Annotated in this window: 18 protein-coding genes; 11 read left to right on the top strand and 7 right to left on the bottom strand. The window is 64.2% G+C overall.

Annotated features, from left to right (window positions below; genetic code table 11):
- Positions 1-4 precede the first annotated feature (4 nt).
- Entirely contained in the window at positions 5-481 is a 477-nt protein-coding gene (locus ACSC1R_RS09900) for a Mut7-C RNAse domain-containing protein (protein WP_439025580.1), read from the top strand.
- A gap of 7 nt (positions 482-488) precedes the next feature.
- Here the strand turns inward: ACSC1R_RS09900 and ACSC1R_RS09895 are convergent, their stop codons facing one another.
- The gene (locus tag ACSC1R_RS09895; RefSeq protein WP_439025579.1) at positions 489-1,448 is read right to left on the bottom strand and encodes a DUF7139 domain-containing protein; all 960 of its coding nucleotides are present in this window, start codon (positions 1,446-1,448) and stop codon (positions 489-491) included.
- Positions 1,449-1,541: 93 nt separating this feature from the next.
- On the opposite strand from ACSC1R_RS09895, the gene ACSC1R_RS09890 reads away from it, so the two are divergent.
- From ACSC1R_RS09890 to ACSC1R_RS09880, 3 genes are all read left to right on the top strand, one after another.
- Positions 1,542-1,832, top strand: coding sequence for a DUF5789 family protein (locus ACSC1R_RS09890; RefSeq protein ID WP_439025578.1), 291 nt, complete (start codon positions 1,542-1,544; stop codon positions 1,830-1,832).
- 156 nt (positions 1,833-1,988) lie between these two features.
- The gene (locus ACSC1R_RS09885; RefSeq protein WP_439028704.1) at positions 1,989-2,591 is read left to right on the top strand and encodes a CPBP family glutamic-type intramembrane protease; all 603 of its coding nucleotides are present in this window, start codon (positions 1,989-1,991) and stop codon (positions 2,589-2,591) included.
- A 50-nt stretch (positions 2,592-2,641) separates the two neighbouring features.
- Positions 2,642-3,088, top strand: a complete 447-nt coding sequence (locus tag ACSC1R_RS09880; protein ID WP_439025577.1) for a DUF302 domain-containing protein — start codon at positions 2,642-2,644, stop codon at positions 3,086-3,088.
- Positions 3,089-3,264: 176 nt separating this feature from the next.
- Here ACSC1R_RS09880 and nreA read toward each other — a convergent pair whose 3' ends face one another.
- Positions 3,265-4,518: a DNA repair protein NreA gene (gene nreA, locus ACSC1R_RS09875; RefSeq protein ID WP_439025576.1), complete on the bottom strand. Its 1,254-nt coding sequence runs from the start codon at positions 4,516-4,518 to the stop codon at positions 3,265-3,267.
- 83 nt (positions 4,519-4,601) lie between these two features.
- Between nreA and ACSC1R_RS09870 the strand changes: the two genes are divergently transcribed.
- Positions 4,602-5,510 carry a DUF7351 domain-containing protein gene (locus tag ACSC1R_RS09870; protein ID WP_439025575.1) on the top strand — a complete coding sequence of 303 codons (909 nt, stop codon included), beginning with the start codon at positions 4,602-4,604 and terminating at the stop codon, positions 5,508-5,510.
- Between the two features lie 134 nt (positions 5,511-5,644).
- Here the strand turns inward: ACSC1R_RS09870 and ACSC1R_RS09865 are convergent, their stop codons facing one another.
- Together ACSC1R_RS09865 and ACSC1R_RS09860 are read right to left on the bottom strand one after the other, a co-directional pair.
- A complete protein-coding gene (locus ACSC1R_RS09865; protein ID WP_439025574.1) occupies positions 5,645-6,589 on the bottom strand; it encodes a WD40/YVTN/BNR-like repeat-containing protein in 945 nt (314 codons plus the stop codon).
- Between the two features lie 142 nt (positions 6,590-6,731).
- Complete coding sequence (locus ACSC1R_RS09860; RefSeq protein ID WP_435335286.1) at positions 6,732-7,694, bottom strand: transcription initiation factor IIB; 963 nt, start codon at positions 7,692-7,694, stop codon at positions 6,732-6,734.
- A 174-nt stretch (positions 7,695-7,868) separates the two neighbouring features.
- Here ACSC1R_RS09860 and rnhA point away from each other — a divergent pair, with 174 nt between their 5' ends.
- Together rnhA and ACSC1R_RS09850 are read left to right on the top strand one after the other, a co-directional pair.
- Positions 7,869-8,462: a ribonuclease HI gene (rnhA, locus tag ACSC1R_RS09855; RefSeq protein ID WP_439025573.1), complete on the top strand. Its 594-nt coding sequence runs from the start codon at positions 7,869-7,871 to the stop codon at positions 8,460-8,462.
- Positions 8,455-9,084, top strand: coding sequence for a DUF7108 family protein (locus ACSC1R_RS09850; RefSeq protein WP_439025572.1), 630 nt, complete (start codon positions 8,455-8,457; stop codon positions 9,082-9,084). The genes rnhA and ACSC1R_RS09850 overlap by 8 nt, the downstream gene beginning before the upstream one ends.
- Positions 9,085-9,086: 2 nt before the next feature.
- Here the strand turns inward: ACSC1R_RS09850 and ACSC1R_RS09845 are convergent, their stop codons facing one another.
- On the bottom strand, positions 9,087-9,437 hold the full coding sequence (locus ACSC1R_RS09845; protein WP_439025571.1) for a PadR family transcriptional regulator: 351 nt from the start codon (positions 9,435-9,437) through the stop codon (positions 9,087-9,089).
- 238 nt (positions 9,438-9,675) lie between these two features.
- Between ACSC1R_RS09845 and ACSC1R_RS09840 the strand changes: the two genes are divergently transcribed.
- Positions 9,676-10,209, top strand: a complete 534-nt coding sequence (locus ACSC1R_RS09840) for an inorganic diphosphatase (protein ID WP_439025570.1) — start codon at positions 9,676-9,678, stop codon at positions 10,207-10,209.
- A gap of 36 nt (positions 10,210-10,245) precedes the next feature.
- Here the strand turns inward: ACSC1R_RS09840 and ACSC1R_RS09835 are convergent, their stop codons facing one another.
- Positions 10,246-10,437 (bottom strand): YgaP-like transmembrane domain, encoded by a 192-nt coding sequence (locus ACSC1R_RS09835; RefSeq protein ID WP_439025569.1) that lies wholly within the window; start codon positions 10,435-10,437, stop codon positions 10,246-10,248.
- Between the two features lie 169 nt (positions 10,438-10,606).
- Between ACSC1R_RS09835 and ACSC1R_RS09830 the strand changes: the two genes are divergently transcribed.
- The 3 genes from ACSC1R_RS09830 to ACSC1R_RS09820 all read left to right on the top strand — a co-directional run bounded on the left by ACSC1R_RS09830 (position 10,607) and on the right by ACSC1R_RS09820 (position 12,668).
- Positions 10,607-10,750 (top strand): hypothetical protein, encoded by a 144-nt coding sequence (locus tag ACSC1R_RS09830; RefSeq protein WP_439025568.1) that lies wholly within the window; start codon positions 10,607-10,609, stop codon positions 10,748-10,750.
- A gap of 84 nt (positions 10,751-10,834) precedes the next feature.
- A complete protein-coding gene (locus tag ACSC1R_RS09825; protein WP_439025567.1) occupies positions 10,835-12,181 on the top strand; it encodes an alkaline phosphatase family protein in 1,347 nt (448 codons plus the stop codon).
- Positions 12,182-12,227: 46 nt separating this feature from the next.
- Positions 12,228-12,668, top strand: a complete 441-nt coding sequence (locus tag ACSC1R_RS09820) for an SHOCT domain-containing protein (protein ID WP_439025566.1) — start codon at positions 12,228-12,230, stop codon at positions 12,666-12,668.
- A 28-nt stretch (positions 12,669-12,696) separates the two neighbouring features.
- Here the strand turns inward: ACSC1R_RS09820 and ACSC1R_RS09815 are convergent, their stop codons facing one another.
- Complete coding sequence (locus tag ACSC1R_RS09815) at positions 12,697-13,776, bottom strand: tubulin/FtsZ family protein (RefSeq protein WP_439025565.1); 1,080 nt, start codon at positions 13,774-13,776, stop codon at positions 12,697-12,699.
- Positions 13,777-13,838: the final 62 nt, after the last annotated feature.

Raw genomic sequence — 13,838 nt, 5'->3', positions numbered from 1 at the left:
CACCATGACTCGCTTCCTCCTCGACGTGATGTGTGGCGGCCTGACGACCTACCTCCGGCTTTGCGGGCACGACACCGTGTACGCGCTCGACCGCGGCGAGGAGGACGACGACCGGCTCCTGACCATCGCGGCCGACGAACGCCGCAGACTCGTCACCCGGGACGTACACCTCGCGAACCGGGCCGACGATTCCATCCTGCTGTGCCAGCACGACCCGGAGGCCCAGCTCGAGGAACTCGTCGCGGCGGGCGTCTCGCTCACCCCGACCGACGTGCCCACGCGCTGTGGTCGCTGTAACGGCCCGGTCGAACGACTCTCCACCGCGACGACGCGGCCGGACTACGCGCCCGACGACGACACGCCGGTCTGGCGATGTCGCGAGTGCGGGCAGTGCTTCTGGCGCGGGAGTCACTGGGACCGGATGTGTGAGACGGTAGAACGAGTTCGGAGTGTCGAGACGGCCGATGGAGAGGAACCGTAGTCGGTCGTCAGTTGTTCGGCTCCCACGACGAGCAGGCTTCCATGTCGTCCATCTCCTCGTCGTGGTGGGCACAGTAGGGCTGGATGCCGCGGTTGGTCCGGACGTAGTCGAAGTGCGCACAGTTGCCGCAGTAGCGGTCGGCGAGGTTCTTCTCCGCGGGGGCTGGCGTCGGTTCCGAGCGCATGACTTCGGCGTCTTCGTCCAGCGGCGACCGGATGTCGTTCGTCGTCGTGCCGCCGTCGCTAGTGGGTGTGTTCACGGCCGGGTGCGTCGGCGACGAGCTGGACCACACCGACGATTCCGACGTTGAGGACCGCTTCTCCTGTCGTCCGGGGCGGTTCGTCTGCGTCTCGACGTTCCCGTCCGGCTGCGCGCCGAACATGCCGACGCTCCCGTACTGGGCGGCGTTGGCTTTCTGGCCCTCGACCTCGTCGACCTTCTCTTCGGGGACCTCGACGACCGTCGTCTCGCCCTCGCGAGTCACCTGCATCGTGACGGTTCCGCCGGGGTCGTTGCGCGTCTTGAACGTCACGACGGCGCTGAACAGGCAGCCGATGGCGGTGAACACGCCGACGAAGTACACCGTCGCGACGAGCAGGGTCATGCCCTGGCTCGCGGTCGGCGAGCCGATCCACTCGCCGGGATAGACGCGGCTGAACAGGGCGACGCCGAGGACGCAGACGCTGGCACCGATGGCAGCAGCAGCCCGAATCCGTTTACTCGCCGGCAGGACCGTGAATACGCCCACCAGGACGGCAGGAATCCCCAGCCCGCCGAGGACGCCTGCGATCTCTCTCGACCCGTAGATGTCGACACCGAGTCCGGCGAGGACATCTGTCGCACCGACGACGATACCGAGGACCGTCAACAACGCACCGGCGAGGAACAGGCTCACTCCGAGGTAGAACCGACGGAGGTTCTCGACCTCCCCGACGTTGTCCTCGTACACGTCCGCGAGGCTAGTCATGTCCCTCACTTACGCCTCACGACACAAAACAGTACGTCAGACATCGGGCAACGAAGCGAAAGGTTGAATCGACGGGATTGCAAACCTCCGCGTATGGCTGACGACGAGGAAGAGGAGACAGAACCTGCCGTCGAACTCGGGTCCGGTGACGCCGTCGAGGGCGCGCCGCTCGCCCGCGTCACCTCCCGACTGACATGGCCCATCCAGAAGAGCCGCCTCGAAGCGCTCGAAGGCGAGTCTACCATCCGGACGCCGGAGGGCCCGAAGACCATCTCGGAAGTGCTCGAAAGCATCGACATCACCTACTTCGAGAAGCGCCAGGAGTTCGAGAACGCCGTGCGAGACGTGGTCGGTCGCGGTGCCGTCCCCACCGCAGACGAATAACACACCGTGTTCTCGACGGTCGCACAGTCCTTCGACGACGTTCGGTCGTGGCTCTCCGAGCGGCTGTCTTCCGTGCGGCTGTCCTCCCTGCGTCCGTCGAACCTGAGCTGGACCCAGAAGTCACTTCTGGTGGGTCTCGTGCTCTCCCTGCTCTGGATGGAGTACACGCGCTACCCGCTCGACGAGCGTCTCGTCACGGACACGCTCATCTTCTTCGTGGGACCGATGGCGCTCGCGCTCAGCCACGGGAAGAACATCGGCTACCGGGTGGACTGGCCGGCGATTCGCAACACGCTGTTACTGGCCGCGTTCGTCCTCCCGTTCTACATCGTCGGCTCCTCGCTGCCCGGCATCCGCGCGTACTACCCGATGTGGGGTGAGTGGGCCGGCGGCACCGTTCCGCTGGACAAGTTCGCCGTCCACGCGGGCAAGCAGTTCATGCTGGTCGTCGCCGTCGAGACGTACTACCGCGGACTGCTCTGTGTCGGCGTCGGCGAGCGCTTCGGCGTGAAAGCCGCGTTCATCAGTCCGTTCGTGTACATGCTCCACCACGCGGGAAAGCCACCACTCGAAGTCCTGCTCTCTGGCCCGACCGACGTGTTGTTCGGCGCGGTCGACTACAAGAGTGACTCGTTGCTTCCCTCCATCGTCGCACACGGGGCGGGGCTCGTATTGCTCGACTGGCTCGTCCTGCACGACCCACTCATCCCGACCGAGACGGTGCTGGGGTGGCTCCGCGTGCTGCCGGTTCCGATGTGACCGACCGCCGGGAGACACGTTTTTGTGCGGTGCGTGCAAGTCTCTACGTGATGGCACTCGAAATCGACCCCGACCAGCTGAGCGACGACGACCTCGGCAAGAAACAGACCACCCTGGAGATGGACCACGAGGAAGCCATCGAACACGTCCGCGAGGCCTTCGCGGGCGCTGGCTTCGGTACCCTCGTCGAGTTCTCGCCCTCTGCGGTCATCGAGGAGAAGACAGGTTCCGAGCACGACCCGTACTACGTGCTCGGGGCGTGTCACCCCGAGATGGCAGACCGAGCGCTGGCCATCTCGAAAGAGATTGGCGGCCTGATGCCCTGTAACGTCGTCATCTGGGAAGAAGCGCCCGGCCGTCAGCACGTCTACCACGTCTCGATAATGAAGATCGCGCGACTGCTCGGGATGGCTCCCGACGACGAGACCTGGGACGAACTCGTCAGTGACACCGGCGAACTCGTGGACCAGGCGTGGGCCAACGTCGAGGACGTCTAACTGGCGTGGCCCTCTACCGCAATCCGACGCGGTAGTAGTAGTCGAGGACGAGCGAAACGACGACGAGTGTGAGCAAGCTGGCGACGGCGGGCGTCTGTCCACCGAAGTCGACCAGCAGGGATGACCACACCATGACAATTAGTACCAAGCCGTGCGCGGAGATAAATCCCGCGGCTCTAGAAGTCAGAGAGCGACGACTGGAGGCCGGCGACGAGCTCCGACTTTCTGCGAAGCCGACCCAGTGACACGGGCAACCGTCGTGCGACCGTCCGGACGGCCCCGTGGAACGTCTCTGCTTCGCCGTGTTCGCCATCGAAGGCGTTCCTGACGCTCTCTCTAACCTGCCAGACGCCGACCGGCGCCCAGTAGTCGTCGCTCACCTCCCGCAGGACCAGACACTTCGCCTGTCGGCCCCTGTCGGCGAGGTGTTCGAGGACGCCCAGCCGACTGGCGTAGTACGCCCCGGCCGTCTCGTCGACGTAGCCGGTCCGGCCCTCGTACCCCTCCGAGGCGCTTCCCATCCAGATGTCGCCGGACTCGGCCGGGTTCCAGACGCTCCCCGGTGCCTTCATCTCGACGAGCTCGAACTCCCACTGGCCGGGCGCAAGCACGACCCAGTAGCGGTTCCCCATGAACTCGTTCTCCCAGACCTCGACCGAATCCACGCTCGGCGCGTGGCGAATCTGGCCACGGAGGTACTGGCCGATGGTGTCGTCGACCGCCGTGATGGACCAGCGTGTCGGGACGAGCCGTCTGTTCTCGCCCTGGCCGAGCGCCCCCGCCGAGAGGATACGGTTCACGTCGTACACGTCGAACCCCCGCCGGTAGAGATACGTCATGGCACCCTGTGCCTGCCAGTCGTCGTCCTCGAGGGTCTTCTTGACCGGTTTCGGGACGTACGGGTTCTCGGTGAGGTCGACAGAGGTGGCGCTGGCTCGCGGCCCTCGCGGGGTCGCGATACCGTCGTCCACGTCGAGGTCGAGGTTCGGCTTCCCGTCCAGCCCGATTTCGAGGTCGACCGGGTCGCCCGCGATGGCGACCTCGCGCTGGACGCCGACGAAACCGTCCCACACGTCGTTCACGTCGACGTTGGCTCGCCGGGTCGAGTTCAACAGCCCGGTTCGTCGCTCGACCACGTCGCCGACGCCGAGGCCCTGCTGGTACCACGCACCGTCGGTCACGAAGTCCGTCGGGTCGCCCTCAGCGACGGGCGAGAGCAGGCCGGTCGACACCCGGGGGTAGTTAGTCCGACCGACGAAGATAGAGGGCGCGGTCGCCCCGAACAGGGAATCGCCCTGGACGGTCTCCTCGAACTGCGACTGGAAGTCCTGCAGGTAGTCCGTGATGGCGTAGGACTTCTCCTTCGCCAGCTGCCGACGGCGTGCGTCCTCGTCTGGTTCGAGGCTCTCGATGTAGTCGTCGAGCCGCATTCGGTCGCCGTACGTGCCTGACGCTGATTAATGTTCAGTCGTCTCGCCGATACTGCCATGTCGCTGGAGGGACGAGAACTGTCATGACTGCACCAGCCGTCGAGCGACGACCGCCCGAAGCGGTCTTCGCACAACTCGGTAACGAACTTCGGATTCGAATCATCCAGACGCTGGGCTCGGCTGATAGCCCGTTGGCGTTCTCGGAGATACGCGGGCACGTAGAGGAGCGAGATTCGGGGAAGTTCAACTACCACCTCAAGAAGCTAGTCGGGTCGTTCGTCCGGCGGGTTGAGCCCGACGAGACTGCTGGTTCGGAAGACGACACTCTCGGTGTGGACGGCGGGTACGAACTCTCGCTCGCCGGCGAGCAGGTGTACGGCGCGATGCTCGCCGGGACGTACACCGCGACGGGGACCCTCGACTCGTTCGACATCGAGGGCGTGTGTCCGGTGTGCCGGGACGAGACGCTCCGCGCGTCGTACGAAAACGAGCAGGCGACCGTCGCGTGCAGTGACTGCGATGCCGTGTTGGTCGAGGCCGCGTTCCCGCCGGCGACGCTCGACCAGTTCGAGCGCGAGGAGTTGCCGCACGCGTTCGATACCTGGGCGCGAGCGTCGCTCGCACGAGTCCTGTCCGGGTTCTGTAACACGTGCGGCGGGCGCGTCACCGGTCGGCTCTTCGAGACCGATGGCAGCTGGGAACCGGTCCGCGCCGAGTTTACCTGTGGCTACTGCGGAAACGAGACGCTGACCTCCGCGAGCCTCCCGATGTCGTACCACCACGAGACGACGCAGTTTCTGGCAGACCACGGTGTGGACGTCCAGCAGGACCCGTCCTGGACGTGGCACGACCCCGACGACGAACACGAGATTCGAACGGTGTCGCGCGACCCCCTGCGCGTGGAAGTCGTCGTCTCGCGCCACGACGAACGCCTCGTCGCGACCATCGACGAGACGGTTCGCATCGTCGCCACTCGGCGCGAAGCGCGCTGAGGAGACCGGTCGCTGGGAGACGCGAAATAGCGAACGGGCGACACCGTCGGGTCCCCGGCACAGTGTGTCACACGACCGCGGCTGGTGACCGGGTGGGCAGTCAGGGCACACCGCGGTTGGCCGCGTGTTGTTAGTTACATGGTGACGAGCGAGCGGGCGGCGGCTGGCACCTCCCCGACCTGAATCCAGCCGTGTTCTTCCCGCCGGAGGACGCGGCCGGGTGCGTACCGCTGAAAGCCGTCTTCGATACCCATGGTCCCGGCGTAGACGTCGTCCCCGTCGACAGCCCACGAGACGACGAACGACCCCTTCTCGCCGGGATAGGGAACACGAGTGCTCTCGCGACCGGTTCGACCGACCGGCAACTCGAAGAGTGCGCCACCGGGAGCCGACGGTCCCCAGCCGTTCGCGGACGCGTAGAGGGTTCCATCGTGAGCGACCGACTCTCGGAAGTAGTTGAACCAGAAGTCCCGGAAGTCGGTGTCCTGGCGGAGCCACGACCGGCCAGCGTCTCTCGTTCGATACAGGCCGTTGCCGGTCGCCGCGAGATACTCGTCGACCTCGAGTGCGAGCAGGTGGTGGACGTCGTCGTGGATACCCGCCGTTCGCTCGTTCCAGGTCGCGCCGCCGTCGACGCTGACGAAGACGCCGCCTGGTTCGACGCCGACGGCGAGTCTGTCCGGTGCGCCGCTGTGGACGGCCATGCTCCGCACTGCTGCGTCGTCACCGGGCGCACGGTCGCGCCAGCGGTCGCGCGAGGGCAGGTTCTGGAAGGCATCACACTCGGTCCACGTCGCGCCGCCGTCCTCCGAGACGTACACGGCCGCCGGGTAGGTTCCGACGAACCACGACCCGTCGTCGGGGCTGATGGCCATCGAGAGGACGGAACCGGCGAACGATTCGACCTTCGTCCAGTCCCACCCGTCGTCCGAGTGGTAGAGACCGGCCGGTGTCGCTGCGAGCGCGCCGCCGTCGAAGACGTGAACCCGGTGGACAGCCATATCGAGCGTCCGTTCGACGGTCTCGAAGCCGTCGGGAGTGTGAAAGAGACCGTCCGGGGTACCGATGAGCAGGCCCATCGGGCACACCTCGTCGCGGTGAGGGTTAACGGTTACGCCGGAATCTGTCATTGAAAAACAACTATCTCGACTTTGTAGTGCATTTGACAGGAATGGTGCCGTCGCTCGGCGGGCGAAAATAGGAGAGGATGGTCGGTGGGCGTTAGCTGTGGATGCCCATCGCTTCGATCTGTTCCTGGTAGCGGTTCCGGATGGTGACTTCGGTCACCTGTGCGACGTCTGCGACCTCGCGCTGGGTCTTCTTCTCGTTGCACAGGAGCGACGCGGCGTAGATGGCGGCCGCGGCGTAGCCAGTGGGAGACTTACCCGAGAGCAGTCCCTTCTCTGCAGTCGTTTCGATGATTTCGTTTGCTTTCGTCTGGACCTCCTCTGAGAGTTCGAGTTCAGAACAGAACCGCGGTACGTACTTCTTCGGGTCGACCGGTTTCATCTCCAGACCGAGTTCCTGTGAGATGTAGCGGTACGTTCGTCCGATCTCTTTCCGTTCGACACGGGAGACTTCGGAGATCTCTTCGAGACTACGCGGGATGCCTTCCTTGCGGCAGGCCGCGTAGAGCGCACTGGTGGCGACGCCCTCGATGGACCGTCCGCGGATGAGGTCCTCTTTGAGCGCACGCCGGTAGATCACCGAGGCGACCTCGCGGACCGAGCGTGGCACACCGAGTGCGGACGCCATCCGGTCGATTTCGCTGAGCGCGAACTGCAGGTTGCGCTCGCCGGCATCCTTGGTACGGATACGCTCTTGCCACTTGCGCAGCCGATGCATCTGACTGCGTTTCTTTGACGAGATAGAACGCCCGTACGCGTCTTTGTCTTTCCAGTCGATCGTCGTCGTGAGCCCTTTGTCGTGCATCGTCTGTGTCGTCGGGGCTCCGACGCGCGACTTCTCCTGTCGTTCCTGATGGTTGAAGGCGCGCCACTCCGGACCGGGGTCGATCTTCTCTTCTTCGACGACCAGCCCGCAGTCGTCGCAGACGAGTTCGCCCCTGTCGGAACTTTTGACCAGATTGTCGGATTCGCACTCAGGGCACTCCCGAACCCCTTCCTGCTCGTCCGAGGTCTCGGTCTCGAGTTCTCGCTCCCGCTGGCGGGTAGACCGTGTCATCGCACTTTTATAGTAGTAGTTCGGAGAGTCTTAAACCCTTGGTATGATTCGGGACGTTCTCGGCGCGACAGAAAGTCCCGTTCAGAGCGAATCGACAGACTGCGCTAATTCTGTTGTTCTGACACTGAAATCGAATCAGAACGGTTTTACACCAGGTTCGGTGACGTTCGGTCAATGCCAGTCATCGAATGTGACGTCGACGAGGCCCGTGAACGACTCGAATCCGCGGGTGCGACGGTCACGAGCGGGAACACCGAGCACGAACGCTGGCGCGCGGAGTACGGCGACGCGTCCGCCGTCGCCTACGACGAGAAGGTCGTGATTCAGGGAGCACAACCGTCCGACATCGAGGCGGTCCTGCGAGGCGGTGGCGGCCGCGCGCACTGCTACTTCGACGGTGCGTCCCGCGGAAACCCCGGCCCGGCAGCCATCGGCTGGGTCATCGTCACGAGCGACGGTATCGTCGGCGAGGGCTCGGAACGAATCGGGAACGCGACGAACAACCAGGCCGAGTACGACGCGCTCATCCGCGTCCTCGAAGCCGCGCGCGACTTCGGCTACGACGAACTGGAGATACGGGGCGACTCCGAACTCATCGTCAAGCAGGTCCGCGGCGAGTACGACACCAACAACCCGACCCTGCGCGAGAAACGCGTCACCGTCCGCGAGCTGCTCTCTGGCTTCGATTCGTGGACTATCTCGCACGTACCGCGAGAGATAAACGAACGCGCAGACAATCTCGCGAACGAGGCGCTCGACGATGCCTGAAGACGTACATCAGAACGAGAGCGGCGCAGAAGCCGCCGAGAACGCGGAGAACGCCGAAGCCGTCGACACGTCCGAACTCCCCCAGGACGTCGTCGAGGAGGCAGAACGACTCACTCGCCTCGCCAGGGAGGCAGTCGACGAGGGAGCCATCGAGTCCTACCGGGAGCGACGGGCCGACCTGTTGACCGACCACGAGTTCACGGCTCGTGTCCGCGAGGACGACCCCGGCGAGACGCTGGTCCTCCACCCCGCCGAGTGGGTCGAAGACGGACTCATCAAGACCGACCGAATCGACGACACGTCCCGGGCAGTCGAGGTCTCGCTGTCCGGGCCGGGCGAGCCAGAAGAGTGGGCAGCGGTAGACACCTACAACCGTGCGCTGGTCGAATCGGTCGCGGACGCACACGGCGACGTCCACGCGAGCAACGCCAGCAAACTCGCCGACTTCATGGGGAACCACTACGCCCGCCCGATGGACACCGCGACGAGCGACGAGCTCTCGGAGTTCCTCGAGTCGTACTACCCACGCAACGCGTGGCCGACGGACGAAGAGAAAGAGGTCGTAGAGACGTCACTGCGGCTCGTGTTCGAAACCGCTGAAAAGCGGGTGCCCGATCTGTAGCCCTAGTCGAGGAGTGCGCGAATCTCGTCCGCACGCTCTTCGTCTTCACCGATCTTCGACAGCGTCCACTGGAGCTGGTCCATGACGGCCGCGTAGCCGTCCTCGGTCAGCTCGTACTGGTTGGTCCGCTTGTCGAGTTCGCTCTTGTCGATGAGCCCGAGCCCGACGAGCTCGTCGAGGTTGGGGTACAGACGCCCGTGGTTGACCTCGGTCCCGTAGTAATCCTCGAGCTCCCGTTTGATGGCGAGGCCATACATCGGCTCTTTCGCCAGGATGACGAGAATGTTGTGCTGGAACGCGGTGAGCTCACGCGCGATTCCCTGTTGGCCGGTGACTGCTTGTGCCTCTGACATACCTTACTAAATGTCACCAGGCTATTTAACACTTCTCAACTATTAGTGCATTTACTTGCAGTTCCACCGATTCGTCACTCCCTAGACTGCCTGAGGGGTTGCGATTTCCGGCGACTGGTACTATTTTTCAGTCACTTCGAGGTGATATCGTGGAACACAGTCCCTGGCCCGATGATAAACTGTGGCGAATGGGTAAATACGAAAGGACTTTCCGGGCCGTGCTCCCACGCCAGAACGTATGGCGAATCTCTGGGAAGACCTAGAAACTGGCCCGAACGCGCCGGAGACCATCTACGCAGTCGTCGAGTGCCTCAAGGGTGAGCGCAACAAGTACGAGTACGACAAGGACATCCCCGGGGTCGTCCTGGACCGCGTGCTCCACAGCAACGTCCACTACCCCTCTGACTACGGGTTCATCCCGCAGTCGTACTACGACGACGAGGACCCCTTCGACGTGCTCGTCCTCGTGGAAGACCAGACGTTCCCGGGCTGTGTCATCGAGGCCCGCCCCGTCGCTCTCATGAAGATGGACGACGACGGCGAGCAGGACGACAAGGTCATCGCGGTGCCGACCGAAGACCCGCGCTTCGACCACATCCAGGACCTCGAGGACATCCCGCAGCAGCAACAGGACGAGATCGACGAGTTCTTCCAGACCTACAAGAACCTCGAGGAGGGCAAGGAAGTCGAGACGCTGGGCTGGGAGGACAAGCAGGCCGCGAAGGACGCCATCGAACACGCGATGGACCTCTACGAAGAGACGTTCCAGTAAGCCGCAGTCGCTTTTCGCACCGTCTTCGAACCGTTTTCACTCGAGCGCCGTCTTGAGCGGACACACCCGCACCACACCGGTGAGTAACAGCACTGCTCCGAGCGCGCCGAGGAGGAGTCCAGCCGACGTGCGCTGGAACCCCGCACCGGCGACCATCCCAGCGAACAAAGCGACCGACCCCAGACCCACGCGGACGAACTGTCCGGTGTCGTCTACGTTTCGTTCCATGGGCACCCGTTCGGGGACCCTCCACAAAAACGTGTCTCGTCCGAGCGTGTCCCCGAGAGTGACCTGCCGTTCCACCGAGAAGATACGTCGGGGTAATGGACGGCGAGCCCCGGATAATTTATGAGCATGAGTAATTTTATCCGGGTTTGGCCCGTACCTCCAGATAGAGATGGCCACTAACACCGCACACCCGACGACGAAGGTCGAACCCCGCGAGGAGACGAAATCGCGCACCTCTACGGGTGGCGTCGGGATGTATCACGTCACGGTCGTCCCGACGAACTTCCAGCGCTCGAAGCCGCAGAACGAATAACGAATTTTTGCCGGGACCCGCGACCAGCGGCCTGATTGAGCAGTGAAAAGAAGGTTCTTGTAGTCGACCGCAGTACGGGGCGATATGGGTCTCTTCGACCGTCTCCGTGGCGAGGACAATCCCCGCGTCGCGTTCTTCGGCATCGACGGGGTACCGTACAGTCTCATCTCCGACAACGAGGAGCGGTTCCCCAACCTGACCGCGCTCGCTCGCGAGGGCAGTGCCGGTCCCATCGACAGCATCGTCCCGCCGGAATCCAGCGCCTGCTGGCCGTCGCTGACGACCGGCGTCAACCCCGGCGAGACCGGTGTCTACGGCTTTCAGGACCGCGAAGTCGGTACGTACGACACCTACGTCCCCATGGGCGACGACGTGCAGGCGAAACGCCTCTGGGACCGCGTGCAGGAGGACGGTCGTGACGCGACCGTCATGAACGTGCCCGTGACGTTCCCGCCCCAGCGCAACGTCCAGCGCATGGTCAGCGGCTTCCTCTCGGTCAACGACATGGCCAAAGCCGCCTACCCCGACGAGTTCGCGCAGTACCTCGACGGTATCGACTACAGGCTCGACGTCAACGCGAAACTCGGCCACAAGGACGACAAGTCGGAGTTCGTCGAGGACGCCCATCTCACACTCGAGAAGCGCTACGAGGCGTTCTCGAACTACATCGCCAAGGACGACTGGGACCTGTTCTTCGGCGTCTTCATGACCACCGACCGGGTCAACCACTTCCTGTTCGAGGACTACGAGCGCGATGGCGAGTACAAAGAGGAGTTCCTCGCGTTCTACGAGAAGGTCGACGACTACCTGGGTAAGCTCCGCGAGCAACTGCCCGAGGACGTGACGATGGTCGTCGCGAGCGACCACGGCTTCACCACGCTCGACAACGAGGTCCACCTCAACGAGTGGCTCCAGCGCGAGGGCTGGCTGGAGTTCGAGACGGACGAGCCCGAGGAACTCGCAGACATCTCCTCGGACGCCCGCGCGTACTCGTTCATCCCGGGGCGAGTCTACCTCAACCTCGAGGGCCGCGAACCGCGTGGCTCTGTCCCCCAGGAGGAGTACGAGGCGGTGCGTGACGAACTGAAGGCCGACCTCGAAGCCCTCGAAGGGCCGAACGGAGAGAAAGTCGCAGAGCGCGTCGTCGAGAAAGAGGAGGCGTTCCGCGGTGACCACGAGGACATCGCGCCCGACCTCGTCATCATCCCGAACCACGGCTTCGACCTCAAGGCCGGCTTCAAGGGCCACGACGAGGTGTTCACCAAGGGTGCCCGCAACGGCATGCACAGCTTCGACAACGCGTCGCTGTTCATCGACGACCCCGAGGCCAACATCTCCGACGCGGACCTGTTCGACATCGCGCCGACCATCCTCGACCTGCTGGAGATAGACTACGACCGACCCGACTTCGACGGTGCGAGCCTCGTCTGAGTTCGTCTGAGGAACACTTTTCCCGACGTTCGAACTATCGACAGCCATGCGAACCCGTCCTGGCGACACGCCACTGACCCGTGTCGCGTCGCTGCTGGTCCTCGGTGCCGGGCTCACCGCCCTCTTCCTCGACGTGAACGACTGGTGGTTGATATTCCTCATCGGCTACGCGGTCATCGTCCCCATCGTGAGCATCCTCTCTGGCGAGGAAGGGGAAGACGACGACGTGCTGGGAGACCTCGACCGTCGGATGGACGAGACGCTCGACGGTGCGCTCGCTGGACCGCGAAGATCGGAGGAGGTCCCGCCATCGAAGCGTGACGCGCTCGAAACCCTCCGCGAGCGATACGCGCAGGGGGAACTCTCCGAGGCGCAGTTCGAGGAGAAGCTAGAACGGTTGCTCGACACCGAGACGCTGGAGGACGCCCGGGCGCGGGTCGGGCGGGCCACAGACGAGGACCGCGAGTTCGAGTCGGAACGGGAGTGACCCCCACCAGACCGGAGGTGAGTCCCGGTCAGAACAGGTCGTCGAGGTCGTCGTTTCGGAAGTTCGCGGCGTGGTCTTCGGGTTCTTTCTGTTGTTGTTTCTGGGCCTCACGAGCGCGCTCCATGAACTCCTCGATGCGGGGTGAGCGCTCGACACCACCCAGCAGGACGAGCGCGGCGATACGGTCCGAATCGAGCGGGAAGTCACCGCCGCGAACCTGCAGACTACCGGTCTGGTCCTCGACCCAGCGCCGAGCACGCTCGACGCCTTTCCGTGGAATCGCCTCGGGACGGCCCGCGATGACCAGCAGGGCCGCGTCCGCCGTGACGGCGTCGGGGAGGCTCGTCCCGGTGAACAGCGCCGACCGGGTGACGCTCGTGACGGCGTTGATGTTGTCCTCTGCCGTCTCACCGGAGATGGCGCTCGAGTAGCCCATGCACGCGATACCGCCCTCGCGGAGCGTGTTGATGACCTCGGAGGTGTCGACGACGCTCTCGCCGACGCCCTCGACCGCTTCGCCGGAGGCGAACAACAGCCCGATGCGCTGGGCGATGTTCTGGTTGATGGTGTCGAACGCGCCTTCGATGGACTCGCCGGCGTCGTGCCAGGCGTCGTTGTCGACGAGGATGGTCGCGTCGGCCTCGCGCACGAGTGTCTTCAGCGAGCGGCCGGCGTTGGCCTGGTACATCGCTCCCTCGCCCCGTCCGGGCAGGACGCCGAGCGCGTAGATGGGGATGTCGTAGACGCGTTTGAGTTCGCGCACGAGGACCGGCGCACCACCGGAGCCGGTGCCGCCGCCGAGTCCCGCGACGACGAAGATGGCCTCGGCCTGGGCCGTTATCTTCCCGTCGAGGCTGTCCATCACCTCGATGGCGTCGTCTTGCATCACCTGTGCACCGAGTTCGTTGTCACCGCCGACACCGTGGCCCTTCACCGTGTCCTGGCCCACGAGCTGGGTGTCGATGTCGAGGTTCTGGAGGTCGGCGTGCGCGGAGTTGACCGCGAGGGCACCCTGCACCGCACCGAAGTCCATGTTGTAGTCGAACTCGGCCAGCGCCTGGGTAATCTTCCCGCCAGCCTGTCCGACACCGATCAGGACGACTTTCATACTATCGGCATCCGCAGAGCGGGAGGTAAAACGTTCCGACTGAGGCTTTAAATACAAACCCG

It is taken from the genome of Haloarchaeobius ordinarius (genome assembly GCF_051801355.1).
Lineage (GTDB): Archaea > Halobacteriota > Halobacteria > Halobacteriales > Natrialbaceae > Haloarchaeobius.
The sequence above is the reverse complement of the archived record's forward strand: the minus strand, read 5'-3'. Positions and strand labels throughout refer to the sequence as shown.